17 protein-coding genes are annotated in these 17,551 nt (G+C 38.9%); 2 read left to right on the top strand and 15 right to left on the bottom strand.

All coding sequences use genetic code 11. The annotated features are described in order from the left end of the window. From AB3N04_RS18050 to AB3N04_RS18010, 9 genes are all read right to left on the bottom strand, one after another. The gene (locus AB3N04_RS18050) at positions 1–1,461 is read right to left on the bottom strand and encodes a UDP-N-acetylmuramoyl-L-alanyl-D-glutamate--2,6-diaminopimelate ligase (RefSeq protein ID WP_368503986.1); all 1,461 of its coding nucleotides are present in this window, start codon (positions 1,459–1,461) and stop codon (positions 1–3) included. Between the two features lie 187 nt (positions 1,462–1,648). Then, positions 1,649–3,568 (bottom strand): stage V sporulation protein D, encoded by a 1,920-nt coding sequence (locus AB3N04_RS18045; protein WP_368506092.1) that lies wholly within the window; start codon positions 3,566–3,568, stop codon positions 1,649–1,651. Positions 3,569–3,702: 134 nt separating this feature from the next. Beyond that, positions 3,703–5,928: a penicillin-binding protein gene (locus AB3N04_RS18040; RefSeq protein ID WP_368503985.1), complete on the bottom strand. Its 2,226-nt coding sequence runs from the start codon at positions 5,926–5,928 to the stop codon at positions 3,703–3,705. Positions 5,929–6,014: 86 nt separating this feature from the next. Further along, the gene (gene ftsL / locus AB3N04_RS18035; RefSeq protein WP_368503984.1) at positions 6,015–6,368 is read right to left on the bottom strand and encodes a cell division protein FtsL; all 354 of its coding nucleotides are present in this window, start codon (positions 6,366–6,368) and stop codon (positions 6,015–6,017) included. A 13-nt stretch (positions 6,369–6,381) separates the two neighbouring features. After that, complete coding sequence (gene rsmH / locus AB3N04_RS18030) at positions 6,382–7,317, bottom strand: 16S rRNA (cytosine(1402)-N(4))-methyltransferase RsmH (protein ID WP_368503983.1); 936 nt, start codon at positions 7,315–7,317, stop codon at positions 6,382–6,384. Between the two features lie 41 nt (positions 7,318–7,358). Further along, positions 7,359–7,790, bottom strand: coding sequence for a division/cell wall cluster transcriptional repressor MraZ (gene mraZ / locus AB3N04_RS18025; protein ID WP_047973725.1), 432 nt, complete (start codon positions 7,788–7,790; stop codon positions 7,359–7,361). A 153-nt stretch (positions 7,791–7,943) separates the two neighbouring features. Continuing rightward, the gene (gene bshC, locus AB3N04_RS18020) at positions 7,944–9,563 is read right to left on the bottom strand and encodes a bacillithiol biosynthesis cysteine-adding enzyme BshC (protein WP_368503982.1); all 1,620 of its coding nucleotides are present in this window, start codon (positions 9,561–9,563) and stop codon (positions 7,944–7,946) included. Between the two features lie 82 nt (positions 9,564–9,645). Beyond that, complete coding sequence (locus tag AB3N04_RS18015) at positions 9,646–10,032, bottom strand: DUF3397 domain-containing protein (protein ID WP_317122522.1); 387 nt, start codon at positions 10,030–10,032, stop codon at positions 9,646–9,648. Continuing rightward, a complete protein-coding gene (locus tag AB3N04_RS18010; RefSeq protein WP_368503981.1) occupies positions 10,029–10,946 on the bottom strand; it encodes a 2-dehydropantoate 2-reductase in 918 nt (305 codons plus the stop codon). The genes AB3N04_RS18015 and AB3N04_RS18010 overlap by 4 nt, the downstream gene beginning before the upstream one ends. 195 nt (positions 10,947–11,141) lie before the next feature. On the opposite strand from AB3N04_RS18010, the gene AB3N04_RS18005 reads away from it, so the two are divergent. Further along, positions 11,142–11,660 carry an N-acetyltransferase gene (locus AB3N04_RS18005; protein WP_368503980.1) on the top strand — a complete coding sequence of 173 codons (519 nt, stop codon included), beginning with the start codon at positions 11,142–11,144 and terminating at the stop codon, positions 11,658–11,660. 31 nt (positions 11,661–11,691) lie between these two features. On the opposite strand, the gene AB3N04_RS18000 is transcribed toward AB3N04_RS18005, so the two are convergent. The 4 genes from AB3N04_RS18000 to AB3N04_RS17985 form a co-directional block, all read right to left on the bottom strand. Further along, complete coding sequence (locus AB3N04_RS18000) at positions 11,692–12,297, bottom strand: RsfA family transcriptional regulator (RefSeq protein ID WP_368503979.1); 606 nt, start codon at positions 12,295–12,297, stop codon at positions 11,692–11,694. A 120-nt stretch (positions 12,298–12,417) separates the two neighbouring features. Beyond that, complete coding sequence (locus AB3N04_RS17995; RefSeq protein WP_368503978.1) at positions 12,418–13,176, bottom strand: enoyl-CoA hydratase/isomerase family protein; 759 nt, start codon at positions 13,174–13,176, stop codon at positions 12,418–12,420. Between the two features lie 116 nt (positions 13,177–13,292). Next, positions 13,293–13,466, bottom strand: a complete 174-nt coding sequence (gene rpmF, locus AB3N04_RS17990) for a 50S ribosomal protein L32 (protein ID WP_012959505.1) — start codon at positions 13,464–13,466, stop codon at positions 13,293–13,295. A 110-nt stretch (positions 13,467–13,576) separates the two neighbouring features. Then, entirely contained in the window at positions 13,577–14,095 is a 519-nt protein-coding gene (locus AB3N04_RS17985) for a DUF177 domain-containing protein (RefSeq protein ID WP_368503977.1), read from the bottom strand. 227 nt (positions 14,096–14,322) lie between these two features. Between AB3N04_RS17985 and AB3N04_RS17980 the strand changes: the two genes are divergently transcribed. Next, complete coding sequence (locus AB3N04_RS17980) at positions 14,323–15,564, top strand: nucleotidyltransferase (RefSeq protein ID WP_368503976.1); 1,242 nt, start codon at positions 14,323–14,325, stop codon at positions 15,562–15,564. Positions 15,565–15,587: 23 nt separating this feature from the next. Here AB3N04_RS17980 and AB3N04_RS17975 read toward each other — a convergent pair whose 3' ends face one another. Together AB3N04_RS17975 and AB3N04_RS17970 are read right to left on the bottom strand one after the other, a co-directional pair. Further along, a complete protein-coding gene (locus AB3N04_RS17975; RefSeq protein ID WP_368503975.1) occupies positions 15,588–16,631 on the bottom strand; it encodes a SepM family pheromone-processing serine protease in 1,044 nt (347 codons plus the stop codon). Further along, on the bottom strand, positions 16,606–17,418 hold the full coding sequence (locus tag AB3N04_RS17970) for a patatin-like phospholipase family protein (protein ID WP_368503974.1): 813 nt from the start codon (positions 17,416–17,418) through the stop codon (positions 16,606–16,608). The genes AB3N04_RS17975 and AB3N04_RS17970 overlap by 26 nt, the downstream gene beginning before the upstream one ends. Positions 17,419–17,551: the final 133 nt, after the last annotated feature.

Genomic DNA, 17,551 nt, shown 5'->3' with positions numbered 1-17,551 from the left:
TTACACCCTTTCTTCAATGGCTTGTTTTGCTACTTCGCGATCATCAAAATGAATCGTTTTAGACCCGATGATTTGATACGTTTCGTGCCCCTTACCAGCAATTACCAAAATATCGTTTTTCTGCGCTTGATTGACAGCTTGGTAGATAGCATCCTTTCGATCAAGACAAACAGAGAAATTCTGAGCTGCCAAACCTGTTACCATATCATCTAAAATTTGCTTCGGATCTTCTGAACGTGGATTATCTGATGTAAAAATGGCGTGGTCTGCATACTTTGTGGCAATTTCCGCCATCACAGGGCGTTTAGTACGATCACGATCTCCCCCACATCCTACCACGACTGAAATATTCCCTTTGGCAAACTCTTTAACTGTGGTTAATACATTTTCTAAGCTATCAGAAGTATGAGCATAATCTACAATCACTGTGTAATCTTGGCCTGCATCAACCGGTTCAAAGCGTCCAGCTACACCTTCTACACTTTCCAAACTTTCTTTAACTGTTTCAAGTGGAATACCAGATACAAGTGCGGCACTTGCTGCTGCTAATGCATTGTACACACTAAACATTCCGATTAACTTCATGTTAATTTCAATTTCCTCTTGAAAAGCAGATAACATAAATGTCGTCCCATTAGAAGAGATTTGGATATCCTTTGCCATAACATCTGCATGATTCTTTATTCCATATGTAATTGCATCAACAGTTGTCATATTTAACAATTCATTTGTTGCTTGATCATCACAATTAAAGATTGCCACTTTATCATTACTATAACGATTACCTAATTGAGCAAACAACAGCCCTTTGGCATACATGTAAGCTTCCATTGTTTCATGATAGTTTAAATGATCAGGGGTTAAATTAGTAAAGACCGCGACGTTAAAGTCACAACCTCTTACTCGACCAAGATGCAGCGCATGAGAAGACACTTCCATTAATGCCGTATCAACCTCTGCATCAACCATTTCTTTGAAACGCTTTTGTAAGGTGATCGATTCTGGCGTTGTGTTTTGAGTGTTTAATTGTTGGTCGCCAATCTTTGTATACATCGTACCAATCAGACCAGTTTTCTTTTTGCCATCTCTCATGATTTGTTCAAGTAAATGAGTCACAGTTGTTTTACCATTGGTTCCTGTTACACCAATGAGGTGAAGACTAGATGTAGGATCTTGGTAAAAAAGATTCGCTATACGAGCCATTGCTCGCTTTATATCACGCACAATAATTGTCGGTACATCTAGTTGAGGTAGCTCTCTTTCAGCCACTACTGCAACAGCTCCACTTTTAACCGCTTGGTGGGCATAATCATGACCATCTACTGTGTATCCTGGAATGCAGAAAAATAACGTCCCTTCTTGCACCTCTCTTGAATCCATTTCAATCTGAAGAATATCTGGATTTCCTTCATTTTTGATTTCATACGTTCTTAATACATCTGTTAGTTGTTGAAGTTTCATTTTAAAACCCTCTCATTCATATAACCATTTTCTATCATCGTTGCTCATATTCTCACTTTTTAATCAACCAAAGAACTAGTATACCGTGTTTATTTTCACTTTCAAGTCTTAAAAGAAGCCTCTTTATGAATAGAGGCTTCTCATTTGCTTCCTAAGGCATATAAACTCTATTTTAGTCGTAACCTATTTATTTGTCACCCATATAAAGACGGATTGTTGATCCCGTTGTTACTTTCACACCTGCAGAAGGTGATTGGGCAAGAACGTGCTCACCTTCCCCCGTTGCATCTACCTTCAATTCGTAATAAGCTTCATGAATTTCACGCTTCGTCCTGCCTACTAGATCAGGCACTTCAATCAAAGGTTCATCATTCCAGGCTAATTCCTTCTCTATTTGATCTTCTCTTGCTTCTACTCCCATAGCTCGTAAACTATCTCCAATAATATTTCCAACAATTGGTGCTGCAACAATCCCACCAAATTGCAAGGTGTCTTTTGGATTATCTACTGCAACATAAACCACTATTTGCGGATCATCAGCTGGAGCAAAACCAATAAAGGATACTATATGATTATTTTCAAGGTATCTTCCATCTTTAGCTTTTTGAGCTGTTCCAGTCTTTCCACCAACACGGTAACCATCTACAAAAGCCCCTTTACCAGTACCTTGAGCAACTACACTTTCAAGTGCATGGCGAACTTTTTCAGATGTCTCTTCAGAAATCACTTGTCTTTTCATAATCGATGTTTGGCTATCGACTACTTCATTCGTCAAAGGATCTACCCATTCTTTGGCTAAATAAGGTTGGTATAAAAATCCTCCATTAATGGCAGCCGATACTGCCGTTACTTGTTGAAGAGGGGTAACTGCGACACCTTGACCAAAAGCAGTAGTTGCGAGTTCAAGAGGACCGACATTATCCCGGTTAAATAAGATCCCTTTTCCTTCACCTTGTAAATCAATACCCGTCTTTTGACCAAAGCCAAAATCATCGATATAGTTGAATAAGCGATCTTTCCCTAAGCGTTCACCAAGAACGACAAATCCCGGGTTACAAGAGTTTTGGACCACTTCTAGAAATGTCTGTGACCCATGTCCTCCCTTTTTCCAACAACGTAATCTGTGTCCTGACACTTCAATATATCCTGGATCATGAAATGTATCTTTCTCAAGGTCCACTTCTCCTTCTTCAAGAGCAGCAGCAAGCGTGATGATCTTGAAAGTTGATCCTGGCTCATATTGCATCCACACTGGCTTGTTTTGATTATAAATTTCAGGAGGAACCTCTCTAAAATTTTCAGGATCATAATGTGGACGGCTACTCATACCAAGTATTTCACCAGTATTTGGATTCATCGCAATAGCAATTGCTCCATCTGGATTGTATGTAGCTTCTGCAATATCTAGGTGGTTTTCCATGATGGTTTGCACTTTGCTATCTATCGTTAATCTAAGATCAAACCCGTTATTCGGAGCCGTGTATTCATCGGCTAGATTAGGCATTCTGTTCCCTTTTGCAGTCGAGAAGAAAGAAACATGTCCTTTTTCCCCTTTTAACTCCTCATCATAATATTGCTCAAGACCCGTTAATCCTTGATTATCAATTCCTGCAAATCCTAACACATGGGATAAATAACTCCCAAAGGGATAATGACGTTTACTATCTTCTGCAATATAGACGCCGGGGAGTCTTAACGCTCTTACTTCACTTGCTTTTTCTTTGTTCACTTTTCTCCCTTCAGGATTTAAGCGAACAATCGATTCTGATTTTGTTACAAGTTGATAAGCTTTTTGGACATCCATTTCTAAAACTGAAGCTAGTTTTTCTGCCGTATCAGAAGGATCTTTCACTTGTCTAGGCACGACTAAAATAGAAGGTGCACTAACATTCGTTGCTAGAACCACATCATTGCGGTCTTTAATTTCACCACGTTTTGCTTCAAAAGGTACATCACGACTCCATGAATCTTCTGCTCGGTCTGTTAACCAATCTCCTAAGGCAAACTGAACATACCCTAGCCTTAAGGCAATCACACAAAAAACAGCCAGTCCTAAAAACAAAACCAAAACAAGCCGTTTTCTCACAGTAACATTAGAAACTCGCACCATATATACCTCCCGCCTCCAATTAGATCAAGTACGTCAATCAAGTGACGTAGGCTTGTTCTAACGTATGCTAGGTGAGAGATGATTAGAACATTGGTGCGAGCTCCGTTATTTATACTATTTATTGCTAAGGCTTATTCTCCAACTTGAACTTCTTCTTCCTCTTCACCCTCTAGTTCCTCATCTGTTTCTTCAAGGGCTTCTTCACCTTCTTCAACATCATCCATTTCATGTATTTCCTCTAAATTAGCTAATTCAAACACAATATTTTCACCAATTGAAATTTCCTTACCAGGTTCTATACTCTGACTGACAACAAATCCACTTCCAAAAATATTAGGTGTGATATCTGTTACTCTAGCTAGCTTCAATACATCTCTATTTGACCAACCGGTCACATCCGGCATTTCAAAGGTCTCACCTTCTGTGAATAAGAAGACTTTCTCCCCTTCCATAAGAGCTTGATCACCCTCTGGAGCTTGCTTTGTAATTTTAGAGCCATCCCCTAATACATACACTTCAAAGCCTTCGGATTCTAACTCTTCCTTAACATCATTTGTCTTTTCACCCTTAAATTCTCTTGTCACATAGCCATCCTCAGCTTCTTCAGTAATTTCTTCAAGAGTTGGCGTAATATTTAAGTATTGCAAACTTTGTTTCATAATTGTATTGAATATTTTTGCAGAAGGCTCTGAACCTGATTCAAATGATTGTAAGTTAGGACGCTCGACGGCTACATATACAACTAACTTAGGATCATCCTTTGGAGCCATACCTATGAACGAGAATATATTTTCGCCATGACCGCGAATGTATCCCGGAGCATTTGGATTTGGGATTTGAGCCGTCCCCGTTTTTCCAGCTACATCAAACCCTTCAATATAATACGGTTTTCCCGTACCAACCGACGAGGTTACCACTTCTCCCATAATATCAAGCATCTGCTTTGAAGTGTCACTAGAGATTGGATTCCCTACTACTTGTGGTTCTTTTTGCTCGATTGTTTCACTCGTTTCTGAATCAACGATACGATCAATCACATACGGTTTCATCATTTCTCCACCATTGGCGATGGCTGTTGCCGCTTGAATCTGTTGAATTGGGGTAACCGCTGTACCTTGCCCAAATGCGGTTGCTGCAGCATCGTATTTGTATTGATTTGCTATTAGACTTGTTGCTTCATTCGGTAGATCAATTCCAGTCGGCTGATCAAAGCCAAAACGATTGAGGTATTCATAAAGCTTTTCAGGACCTAATTGATCAAGGGCAATTTTGGTGAAAGCAACGTTTGAGGACCTTAACATTCCCTCGTCAAAAGAAATGGTTCCCCACCCCCGACCACCATTGTGATCACTAACCGTGTTTGGCCCTACATTCAATTGACCAGACATAAATGTATCTTCTCCGTTATAAACACCCTCTTCTATCGCAGCTGCCATCGTGAAAATCTTCATCGTCGAGCCTGGCTCGTAATGATTCGATACAGCATAGTTCATATAATTAGAAATGTCTTGATAACGGTTGGGGTTAAAACTCGGTCGATTACTCATCGCTAAAATTTCACCTGTTTTTGGATCTGCCACAATCGCGATCATTTTCTCAGGTTCATACTGTTCATTAACTTGAGTCATGACTTGCTCTAGTGCTGTTTGGATATTTGAATCTAATGTTAAATACACATCATGCCCGTTTTTAGGGGCGGTCACATGTCTTGTTGCATTTGGAAGTGGCACCCCTCGGCGGTCACTTTGATATTGTACTAACCCATCTTCAGCTCTTAAATACTCATCTAAGCTTCTTTCTAAACCCATTCTAGCTGTTTCCATATTACTTTCTGTGTAACCAATCACATGTGAGGCATACGTTTGCTTCGGATAATAACGCCTTGGCTCTTCGCTAAACATAATCCCTTCCAAGTTTAGTGCTTTTATTTCTTCCATCTCAGCGTGTGTGAGATTTCTTGCTCCGGCACCTAACTCTACTTGGAACCGACCTTCGGTTGAGAGGATTCGTTCTAAATCCGCTTGTTCCATAGAAATATGTGGAGCCAACTTATTTGCAGTTTCTTTAGGGTCAACCACATGATTAGGATAATCTGCGCTTAAAATAGCAAACACATTATAAGAATTTAATTCTTCTGCAAGCGCGCTACCTCGCCGATCAAAAATTGTTCCTCGCTTGCCTTCAATCACTTGTTCTTTTGACCAGCGTTCTTCTCCCATTGTTGCAAGCTCTTGTCCTTTCACTTCTTTTGTCACTTGAATGTAAGTAAATCGTCCCATCAAGATCGCAAAAAGGACGAGAAAGCTCGCTAAGATGACGACGGCACGAACATTCGTTGCAGCACGTTTAATCTCCACGTTTCTCACTTCCTCTTAAATAAAAATAGACTTATAGATTGTACAACTAGGTACAGTTGTGAAAAAAAACTAGTTCAAAGAATGAACTAGTTTTGAACGACTTTCACTTTATTATCATCTAATGACATTCCAAGTTCACCAGTAGCAATATCTAGAATTCGATCAGGTGCACTCAGTTCAACAACTTGAAGGGAGAGCCCTTCATTTACTTGCGATTGTTGTGAAATTGTTCCTTGAAGCTGATGTACATCCTTATTTAAGGTATAAATCGATGCATAATTATGTAGCATTAAACCAATCATCGCAAATGCAACAACCGTCATAGTAAGACCGATAATCTTTTCCCCTAAGGTAATTCTAGATCTATGACGCCTAACAACCTTTTTTGTTTTCACTTCAGTTTGATGTTGGTGTTGAATTTGACGGGCAACCATACTCATTTTAAAAACCTCCTTATTTTTGTTTTTCAGCAATTCGTAATTTAGCTGAACGGGCTCGGTTATTCGCAGTTAATTCTACATCTCCGGCTATAATGGGTTTTCTTGTAATCAATTTTAAATCAGGTTCGTACCCTTCAGGTATGACTGGTAAGCCAGGAGGCAGGTCAGGCCCTTTACTTTTTTCTCTAAATATTTCTTTACATAGACGATCTTCTAATGAATGAAAAGTAATCACACAAATTCGACCGTTTTGGTTCGTAATGGTGATGGCATCTTCCAACGCTTCCTCAAAAGCACCAAGTTCGTCATTAACGGCGATACGTATTGCTTGGAAGGTTCTCTTTGCGGGGTGTCCACCAGTTCTTCTTGCCGGAGCTGGAATCGCATCTTTAATGATTTCTACCAACTCACTTGTTGTATCGATCGATTTTTTTTCCCTTGCCGCTTCAATTTTTCTAGCAATTTGCTTTGCAAATTTCTCTTCCCCATACCTAGAAATAATAGAAACGAGTCGATTAAATTCCCATTCATTTACCACTTGATGAGCTGTCAAGGATGCTGTTTGGTCCATTCTCATATCAAGAGCCGCATCTTGATGATAACTAAAGCCTCTTTCCGCTTCATCTAGCTGAGGGGAGCTTACACCTAGGTCAAACAGTACACCATCTACTTTTGAGATGCCGTGTTTAGCAAGCTCTTCTCGCAGAAAACGAAAATTGCTTCGAATTAAGGTGAACTTCCCTTCATATTTAGATAAAACCTCTTTTGCATGAGCGAGAGCTGTATCATCTTGATCAAATGCATATAAATGACCCTCGTCACTTAATTGTTCTAGTATGAGTGACGAATGCCCCGCTCCTCCTAGAGTGCAATCAACATAGATGCCATTTGGCTTAATCGCCAAACCTTTTACGGACTCTTCTTTTAATACCGTGATGTGGGTGAACATGTTATCACCATCTCTTTCCTATCCATATCGTGATGTAGTGTCTATAGATCAAAGTCAATTAAATTCTCAGCAATTTCACCAAATGAGTCTTCTGATTCCTCAAAGTACTCTTCCCACTTCGCCTTACTCCATACTTCTACTCGATTAGAAACCCCAATGATCACACACTCTTTTTCGAGTTCTGCATATTCGCGTAACGTTTGTGCAATATTTACTCTTCCCTGCTTGTCTAGTTCACATTCAGCAGCTCCAGAAAAGAAAAAACGAGTAAAAGCTCTAGCATCTTTTTTTGTAAAAGGGAGGGTTTTTAACTGTTCTTCAAGTCGTTTCCATTCATCTAGTGGGTACACAAATAGACACCGATCTAATCCACGGGTTACAACAAAGGACGTACCTAGTGACTCTCGAAATTTTGCAGGCACAATCATTCTTCCTTTTTCATCGACGTTGTGGCGATACTCCCCCATGAACATCGTGCATCCATCTCCCCCCACTTACTACCCTTAAGTTACCACAACCCTCCACTTTGTACCACTATAAATTAAATTTCCTATAAACAAAAAAAATCCTGCCAATAGACAGGATTTTTCGTTCTCATTCTTTCGACGGTGTCTTCGAACAGTTTTTTACAACAAAATGAGTTTATGATAGGTGTTTAGTGACATTTTTTGTTCCATGATTCGGTCAATAGCATCACAACCTGCTAGGTTTAGTAAAACTATGGGATGAATAACGCGTTCTTGCGGTCGATTTAAGGGGGTTAACCAATTTTCTGCTTCGTCAAATTTTGATAGCGCCAATTGGTGTTTTCCTTCAATAGAATGAACCATTTTTTTCTTCATAAAATTTAGTTGCTCTAAAATGATCTCTTCATTCTTCTTTGATAACCGATAAAGAGTCTCATCGATCTTCTTGGAAAGTTGCTGTACAGAGAGATGAGCCTCTTTGATTGTAGTCGTAACACCTGCTAAAACTTCATCAATAGGATGGTTTTCTACTTCCTTTAGCCAATTCTTCTTTAAGTCCCCGACCTCACCTGATAACAATTGATCATACGTGTACTGATTTTCTTCAACCCACTTTTGCATGGAACGAGGAACAAACGTCATTTGCAGCCTTGGTGTTAAAGGGGGCATCGATGTATGAAATGCATGAAATACCGGCTTTAATGTTCCCCAATAAGCAAGCTCACCAGGTCCTGCAACAAATGAAAGGACTGGTAAGATAAATTCCTGCATCAGTGGTCTTGTCACTACATTATTACTAAAACGTTCTGGATACTTTGAGACGAGATCTACTAGCTCCCGTTTCGTATAACGTATCTCACTATTTTTTATATAAAAAGCACCATCTTTGTAGTCAAGCCTCTTTCGTTCATCGTTATATGTGTAGAATAAGTGTGCGTTTTCCTGATCAGTTGAAATGGGTTCGCCATATCCTAATTCACTAAAGGTCTGTTCACCTTTTTGCTGTGCTGATTGAAGATCCTCCACTCGATTCACCAACATCATAAAATAATCGGTTTCAATCGCTCTCAAACCTGGGTGATCAGAATCAAGTAAAATAAGCCCTTCTTCTTTAAAAAGCCAATTCATTACAAGTGAGAAGAAATCTACAAAAGTGCTCGATCGTTCAGCAAAATTTTTGATTGTCGCAATAAGATGTTCCGTGTGATCCGTTTCTGGTAAAGTCTTAAGTATTTGATTGAGCCATGTATGTAACTTGTCTTTAGGTAAGAGAGTAGAAGATAAAGATTGATACGTATCAGTCATATCAATTCCTACCTTTTTCCACGTCTCACCCTTTTGAGTATATACAAACCTCACTTCTTCAAGGTCATGGTCCTCCCCCGCAATCCAAAAAACAGGAACGACGGGTACTTGAAGTTCACTTTCTTGTGATTTAGCAAGAAAGATGACACTCATTGCCTTATATACGGTATACAAGGGGCCTGTAAGTAAGCCAGCTTGCTGTCCTCCTACTACTACGACCGAGGTAGGATCTTTTAGCTTTTCAATATTTGACTCAACCGCATTTTTATATGGAAGATCCTTGTGGGTGAGTTGTAGATGCTCTACTAACGCTTCTCGTGGAAACGACCGCTTCTCAAGCTCTTGTTTTCGTTTTTTAAATCGTTCTTTATCAGTTGCAGAGTAATCAAAACAGGCATGTAAATGAGGATGCCCATCTAAATAATCAGATAGAAATCTTGACTTCGCTGCAATGTCCATTTCCTTGACTTCCATTGAAAAGACATCCCTTCCTCTATGTAATCAACCTTAATAATAGCAAAGTCGGGCTCATCCACCAAATCATACGTCTTCTTACTTAGAGGCTGACGAATAATCTTGTGACAATACCATACCCACTTAGAATAAGATAGAGAAAGAAGAACATTAGAAAGTTAAAACGCCAGATCCCTCTGAATAATTTTCGAACGTGAATATCTTTTGCCACCTTCCAATGAAGGATTGTAAACAGAAGCGCAACTAAGAAGAAAAGTGTTAACAAGAGCCAAAAGAAAGATTTTGACCAAATCTCTAGAATGATGTAATAGACAGCTGCAACGAAGAATAACACAGACACATCCGACGCCAAACGAATCGCTTTCGATTTTTTTTTCGTTATTTTGACGGTAACAATGTAAACAACATACCAACCAAGCAATGGCAATGTCACCACTGTCGCAACAATCCAAGCTAAAGCTGTACTCATGCTCCCCCTCCTCTCGTCTGAAATTCACGTCCTTTAATAGCATGATGTATAAATGAAATCGTAGGGTGAGGAATCGTTTCAATTAATGCTTTTTCTATTAAATAGCCGCTTATACTCTCAACTTCAGTCCTAGCGCCCATCTTTAAGTCTATACACATAGAAGAGTAGTTTTGAGCTGTTTTTTCACAAACTTCAATTACTAACTTCCACATCTTTTCTTTGTCATTGCGACGTAATATAGTCATAGCTTCATTAAAGACAGCACCCATCAATTGAGTATAATAACGATTATGTATAAGATCACCATTTTGAACTTGAAATAAGGATGTAAGAGGATTAATACAAACATTTACAATTAATTTTTCTTCCAACATTTTCATCCAGTTATCTTCTTTTACTATTGGAAAAAATAAGGGGTCATTAAGCTTTGTGAAGAAATCTAAATCGTATGTTCGATCGTTTACGGAGGCCCACCTGATTCTTCCTACACCAGTATGCTTCACTACAGTACTCGTTTCCTTCATTGCACCATGCTCAACTACACCTACAGCTACTTTGATTGAAGGGGGTATTGAATCCATTAGAGATACATGACCCATTCCATTAGACAAAAAAAGAATGGAATTAAAATTCATCCCCTTTGCTCCAACCCTTTGCAAAATTCCTTCTATTTGATAAGACTTCACGGTTATAACAAAGCAGTCTATTGATTCCTGATGACATTCATCAAAAGAAATTGCTTTAATATTGAACTGGTCTTTAAATAGATCTCGTTTAAATACAATCCCTTTTTTATTGATTTCTTTGGCCTGCTCTTGAGTTCTGGTAATTAAAGTTACATCCTGACCTGCTCTATGCAAATAATAGGAAAGGAGTAGTCCAATTGCCCCCGCTCCAATGATATGTACACTCATTAAAATCTCCTCTTTCACATTTCTTATCAAATTGTACCATATTGCCCCATAATGCAGACAAGCTTTTATTTTTCAGAATACTTTTTCTTTTTAATTAAAGGGCGGAATTTTTAGTTTTCATAACGCTTACATTACATTTTGTAGTAAAATAAAAGAAGAACATCAATGTAGCTTTTCATAAGGAGGAAATGTATTATGACAAACTTTGAGGTTAAGCGCTTACTTGTTAATTATAAAACACTCGAGGAATTTAAAAACTTTCGGGAATTCGGAGCAGCTGAGTTGTCCATGAAAGGTGACTTAGAAGCAAATATTATCGAGAATGATAGCGAATCCCCTTTCTATGGTATTTATTTCGGTAAGAAACTAGTAGCTAGAATGAGCCTATACAGAATTGAAGGGAAATTCGATCGTTACTTCGAGCCTCAGCAAGACTATCTTGAATTATGGAAACTTGAAGTATTAGAGCCATACCGTGGAAAAGGATATGGATCTGCACTTGTTGATTTCGCTAAAAGTTTCAGACTTCCAATTAAGACTAATGCACGACAAGGTTCTAGTGACTTCTGGGAAAGAATGGGGTTTGAATCATCTACGTATCAGCCTAGTCGAGATCGTGGTGAAAGTCCATTTGTATGGTATCCACTTGGGGTTCAAGAGCAAGCAAGCCCTTCTCCTGGATTGCCAACAATCGAAACGGCACAACAAATGTAAGCAAAAAGAAGCGATCAGATGATCGCTTCTTTTATTTTGTAGATTGAGCAACACTTTTAGTGGAATGATCGTAAACAGAGAATTGACGCGCCCGGTCCATGATACCAATTAGCGCTTTATAATCTTCAGCAATAATCTTCTTTTCATTCTCTAGTTTTTCTACTCTTTTTACTAACATCTCATTCTCTTCTTCTAACCGTTTAATTTGGTTTGTATACTCTTGACTCTTATCTACCTTCGGATAGCCTGAAAGAAACTCAATGACCTTATCCATTGTCAAACTATCATTTGAATTTAACTCTGCTGCATTAGCAATTTCACCTTTAACGTCATCAACTACAGGTGCAAGAATGTTTTCTTCGCTTTTTTCTTTTTTGACTTCTTTTGGAATGAAATCCCCTGTCAAAGCTCTCCCCTTGGCACGCTGTTTTTTTGCTAAACCAATAGCAGATTCATATTTTTTTCGAATCGCTGAATTCCAACGAAATCCACACGCTGCACTAGTGCGCGAAAGGCGGTCCCCTACCTCTTCAAAAGCAGCTAGCTGGGTACTCCCTTCTCTTATATGACGAAGCACAACTTCAGCCAAAATTAAATCTTCATCGGTACTCCACGCATCCTGACGAATAGTTGTCATCAAAAACCCTCCTTCACTTCCATTTGTTAATACGTATGCGGCTACTAGAGGAGATAGACTTTGTTCTAGTAAGAGATTATTTCCTTCTTACTTAAACTCTATTCATTGAATGCTTATTTATTATGTACGATTTAAAAAAGCGTCTACTGCTTGGTGGTGCTCATCTGTTTCCCATAGCTTTGCACATTCTGCTACTTCTTCCTTCATTCGTGTGGATAGCTCATCACGAGAAACCTTATCGACAAAACGGTGTTTATACGCTGCTATAACCCCATTCTCTACTTTCAAATAAGGAGCTAACCATTCTCTCACACCTTCTATGAAAGGTTCTTTTAGTATAATCCCTTGCAAAAATCCGAGTGCTCTTGCCTCATCTGCTTTATAGACTCTACTCGTCATCAACATTTCCATGGCTACTGGTTGAGGTAGTCTTTCATATAGCATCGAAGCTCCTCCCCATCCCGTAGTAATTCCAAGGGACCCTTGAATAAAGCCAACTTTAACATGTGGAGCTGCGATACGTAAATCACAAGAAGTCGCTAATTCGCATCCTCCTCCTACAGCCGTTCCATTTAGAGCAGAAACCGTAAGCTTTGGAAAATAAAAGATCTCTTCTAAAACGTTTTGCATTTTACTTAGCATCCCTAGCGCTTGTTGTTCTGTTTTTAACTCATGAAAAACAGAAAGATCTCCCCCTGAGCAAAAAGCAGCGTCTCCTTCTCCAATTAAAACTACAGCTTTACTAGTGTTTATTTTTGCAATATGAAGTGCTTCTAAAAGTTGATCCATTACATCTACATCTATTGCATTCCTTAATTGTTCTCGATTCAATACAATCCATGTTAGGTCTTTTTCTTCTATAAGCTTAACTTTTTTCATTTTAAACTCTCCCTTCAATTCAAGTCATTCGACAAAACCCTCTAAATCCCTTCAAATAAAAAAATAAGCAAGGAGCTTAGGGCTCCTTGCTTATACGATGTTATCACACGTCAATATTACTTGCTGATTACGTCTTGGCCTTTGTATGAGCCACACTCTTTACATACACGGTGAGCAAGTTTTAGTTCTCCACACTCAGGGCATTTAGTCATGCCAGGTACTGCTAGTTTGTAGTGAGTACGACGCTTATTCTTGCGAGTTTTAGAAGTTCTTCTAAAAGGTACTGCCATCATTCCCACCTCCTTATAGGATTTAAATGATTACTAGTTCAGTTCATATTTAAACGAAAGCTAGCTTGTATGAAATGAAGGTCCGAACAAATGCCGGTGCTTCGATTTTCTTATTTCTTGTCATCAAAAAACTTTGCTAGATCCGCAAGTCTTGGATCTACCCGTTTTTCTTGATCTTCTTCGGTAATAATTTCCCATCCATTACCAGACGGCGGCGCTTCAGGATTTACTTGATCTTCCGCATACACTTGAAGAGGAATCTCAAGCAGAATATATTCTTTAATCGCCGGAGTTAAATCTACTGTATCTCCTTCAATCACAATGGCCTCTTCTTTCTCTTCTTGCGAGATATGATAGGCATTTTCAGGGCGGAACTGCTCAGTCACTTGCAAATCAATAGGGAATAACACATCGACTAATGTTCGAGAACATGGCAATGTTAACTCACCTGTAATATGCAAATGAAACGTTAAAAGTTGTCCTGAGTAAGTTAGTTCACCTTGAACTCGGATCGGAGAAACATTTCTCACTTCTGCATTTTGTTCTTTTAAATCTGATAGATCAATCGTTTCATCAAAAATAAAAGGTTTATGCTTAGCAATTTGTAGTTGTTGCAATGTCCATTTCATGATCAATCACCTCTTGGGCAACAAAAGTAATTATAGACTTACGCTATTTGTTTGTCAACCTTTTTTCTTTACACAGATTTGTCTATAATATAGGCAATAAACCTATAATACATACAAAAAGACTAAACGATTTCCTTTACCGTTTAATCTCTTGGCATAAAACTAATTGTAGCATGTTGTGATACTAGAGTAAAGGAAGGGATAAACACTTTGAAAAGAGGGATAAAATGAGGTCAGTTGGAGTTGTGGTTGAGTACAACCCTTTGCATAATGGTCATGCTTATCACTTACAAGAAGCAAGGAAAATAACTGAAGCAGATGTTGTGATAGCTGTGATGAGTGGTTGCTTCTTACAAAGAGGAGAACCAGCTCTCTTATCAAAATGGGAACGAGCAAAGATGGCACTATTAGCAGGAGTTGATGTAGTCGTTGAACTACCATATGCTTATTCCACTCAAAAAGCTGAAGTATTTGCAGAAGGAGCCATTAAAGTCCTTTCTGCTTTAGGTGTAGATAATATCAACTTTGGGAGCGAAATGGGTGTAATCGAACCATTTTATGACCTAGTTCGCTTTATGAAAATGAATAAATCATCATGGGATGATCAGATTAAAGCAGAAATGGATACCGGAGTTAGTTATCCAAGAGCTGCAATGGAAGCCTTTAAACAGCTTAATCAACATGAATCGATTTTGTCATTAAGTCAACCTAATAATATTCTTGGGTATCATTATGTAAAAGCCATATCTGATCTAAATGTACCAATGGGTGCTTCAACTACCAAAAGAACAGTGGCTCAGTACCATGATATGTCAGTGACGACTCAATCTATTGCTAGCGCAACTAGCATTAGAAAAAACCTCTCTCAGCATGAGGGTCTACAATCTATTCATCATGTCGTACCCAAGACTAGCTATCAGATCTTAAAAGAATACTTTAATGATTTTGGTACGTATCATACGTGGGAATTGTATTTTTCTTATTTACAATATGAAATTTTAAGAAGTACCCCAGCTCAATTAAGGTCGATTTATGAGTGTGAAGAGGGTTTAGAATTCCGTTTGATCGACACCATCATGCAAGCCTCCACCTTTCAAGAATGGATGACTTTGCTCAAAACAAAGCGCTATACTTGGACAAGACTTCAAAGACTTGCCACACATATTTTAACCAACACAACAAAAGAAGAAATGAGTGAAGTAACTTCAAGTGACTTGGCTTACATTCGTCTCCTAGGAATGAATGAAACAGGCCAACAGTATTTAAATCAAGTAAAAAAAGACTTACCTTGTCCTCTAATTAGTCGATTTGCAAAAGCAGAAGGTACAATGGCTAAAATGGATGATCGAATTGCTAAGATATACTCGATTCCACTTGTTAAAAAAAATCAACATTCTGCACTTAAAAGAGACTATACTATGTCTCCTATTATGAAAAAAAACACCAACAAAGAGGACTCCCACTTATAAAGTGGAGCCCTCTTTGTTAATTGTTAAAGTGAATCTAAAAAAGCAATCGCTTCTTCAAAGTTGTTAATTGGGATAATCTCCATTTCCGTTCCAATATCTTCGGCCGCTAACATGGCCTCCTCATAATTAGAGTTAGCAGCGCCATCCTCAAATGGTGCAAGAAAATAAGCTGCGCCTGCACGATCTGCAGCGACAACCTTTTGTCCTGCGCCACCGATACGACCAACTGTTCCATCTTCACGTATCGTTCCTGTACCTGCTACTAAGTTACCTTTTGTAAGGTTACCCTCCGTCAATTGGTCATATATTTCTAAAGAAAACATGAGTCCTGCTGAAGGACCTCCAATTTGACTTGTATCAATATGTACCTCTGGGTCAAACGTTACTTCACGGTCGGTAACAGGTGCCTGAATCCCAATACCCACTCGGTCACTAGGAGCATTCATTTCTTCTGGAAATGACGAAAAACCTACCGAAACGATTGTAGTTTCTTCGTTTCTTTCGATCTCAAGTTCAACGGTCTCTCCTTTAGAGTATCCAGCTAACAAATCGATTAACTCTTCTGCGGTGTTAATCGATACTCCATTTACAGCTTTTATCCTATCTCCTACCTCTAACACTTCATTAGCAGGCATGCCTTCAATTAATGTGGTTACTAATACCCCAAAGTACTGATAACTTATTTGTTTATCAGCTTGCTCATATGCAACAATTTTAGCTACTTCTTGAGAATCAGTCATCATCATCAATTGGCGATGTTGATAATCCTCATCTGTTTCATTTTCAAACCTAAGCTGACTCTCTGGGTGTAGAATTCGGTATGGGCTAAACTGGGCCCACGCATAAAAAAATAGATTCGCCTTCCCCATTCGAATGGTCGTTAACATAAAAGACCCGTCAGTCTCTTCCTCTGCACCTTCTACTGTAATGACCTCATCTAATACAAGAGCATCTCCAGGTTGTGAATAGTAATAAGGTAATTGAAAAAGATAAAGGCCGAGGATCACAATTAATAATATTGGCCATCTCCATTTAACCCATCTACTCTGGCTTTTTTGATTCATCATCTTGCCCCTTCCAATCGTTGATTATCTGCTTGATTTTGGGCATTTGTTCATACGTTGCTTCTTCCCCTCTTTCAATTAAGCGCTCTACATTTGAGAAGTCAAGCGAACTAGTATGTTTGACAATCGGCCTAATGATGACTGAACAATCCAACTCCACGGGCTTCATCATCTCTCGTGCCATAATATCCATACTTTGCATAATGACATCATATACGGAATTAAAATCAAGCTCCTGCCTAAAGTAGGAAACATCTACTGCAATTGTGATATCTGAGCCCATCTCTTTCACCACTGAAACCGGTACGCGATCGATGACACCGCCATCAACCAGCACCTTACCATCTCGTTTTTCCGGAACAAATATACCGGGAATGCTAATACTCGCTCTCACCGCTTCTGCTATTGGGCCCTCCGTCATGATTACGCGTTCCCCTTTTTTCAAATCAGTGGCAATTACGGACACAGGAACCTGTGTATCTTCAAGGTTTTTCGATTTAGCTAGCAATCGAATTAATTCTTTTATACGATTACCATTTACGAAACCTAGTTTAGGTACCGTAAAGTCCATATAGTATTTACGCCTAAACATTGTTGCTAACCTCTCCATTGATTCAGTTGATTGACCAATTCCATAAAGGCTTGCAACAAGTGAGCCCATACTACTTCCTGCTAATAAATCAATTGGAATCTTCTCTTTTTCCAATGCCTTTATGACGCCAATGTGAGCAAAACCTCTTGCTCCTCCTGAACCAAGTGCAAGACCGATTTTAGGACGTGACTCTTCCATATATAATCCTCTCCTATCTTACGGCTTCCCCTGTTCAATTTCAATCATATGGTCTAAACCAAGCCTCTATACGTATATTTAATTATGGACAAGATTTCATGTGATCCCTGTTGCATCATAATCTCACTTATAG

This window comes from Alkalihalophilus sp. As8PL (assembly GCF_040939795.1).
In the GTDB taxonomy this organism is placed as follows: Bacteria; Bacillota; Bacilli; order Bacillales; family Bacillaceae_D; genus Alkalihalophilus; species Alkalihalophilus lindianensis.
Note: the sequence above shows the minus strand (reverse complement) of the source record. Positions and strands in the feature narration are given on the sequence as shown.

What these genes read in the sequence shown, in the direction of transcription:
- AB3N04_RS17980 (WP_368503976.1), top strand. Translation starts at nt 14,323, where the DNA reads ATGAGGTCAGTTGGAGTTGTGGTTGAGTACAACCCTTTGCATAATGGT.
- AB3N04_RS17995 (WP_368503978.1), bottom strand. Translation starts at nt 13,176, where the DNA reads ATGAAAAAAGTTAAGCTTATAGAAGAAAAAGACCTAACATGGATTGTA.
- bshC (WP_368503982.1), bottom strand. Translation starts at nt 9,563, where the DNA reads ATGGAAGTCAAGGAAATGGACATTGCAGCGAAGTCAAGATTTCTATCT.
- ftsL (WP_368503984.1), bottom strand. Translation starts at nt 6,368, where the DNA reads ATGAGTATGGTTGCCCGTCAAATTCAACACCAACATCAAACTGAAGTG.
- AB3N04_RS17985 (WP_368503977.1), bottom strand. Translation starts at nt 14,095, where the DNA reads ATGAAATGGACATTGCAACAACTACAAATTGCTAAGCATAAACCTTTT.
- rpmF (WP_012959505.1), bottom strand. Translation starts at nt 13,466, where the DNA reads ATGGCAGTACCTTTTAGAAGAACTTCTAAAACTCGCAAGAATAAGCGT.
- rsmH (WP_368503983.1), bottom strand. Translation starts at nt 7,317, where the DNA reads ATGTTCACCCACATCACGGTATTAAAAGAAGAGTCCGTAAAAGGTTTG.
- AB3N04_RS18005 (WP_368503980.1), top strand. Translation starts at nt 11,142, where the DNA reads ATGACAAACTTTGAGGTTAAGCGCTTACTTGTTAATTATAAAACACTC.
- AB3N04_RS18000 (WP_368503979.1), bottom strand. Translation starts at nt 12,297, where the DNA reads ATGACAACTATTCGTCAGGATGCGTGGAGTACCGATGAAGATTTAATT.
- mraZ (WP_047973725.1), bottom strand. Translation starts at nt 7,790, where the DNA reads ATGTTCATGGGGGAGTATCGCCACAACGTCGATGAAAAAGGAAGAATG.
- AB3N04_RS18010 (WP_368503981.1), bottom strand. Translation starts at nt 10,946, where the DNA reads ATGAGTGTACATATCATTGGAGCGGGGGCAATTGGACTACTCCTTTCC.
- AB3N04_RS18015 (WP_317122522.1), bottom strand. Translation starts at nt 10,032, where the DNA reads ATGAGTACAGCTTTAGCTTGGATTGTTGCGACAGTGGTGACATTGCCA.
- AB3N04_RS18050 (WP_368503986.1), bottom strand. Translation starts at nt 1,461, where the DNA reads ATGAAACTTCAACAACTAACAGATGTATTAAGAACGTATGAAATCAAA.
- AB3N04_RS17975 (WP_368503975.1), bottom strand. Translation starts at nt 16,631, where the DNA reads ATGATGAATCAAAAAAGCCAGAGTAGATGGGTTAAATGGAGATGGCCA.
- AB3N04_RS17970 (WP_368503974.1), bottom strand. Translation starts at nt 17,418, where the DNA reads ATGGAAGAGTCACGTCCTAAAATCGGTCTTGCACTTGGTTCAGGAGGA.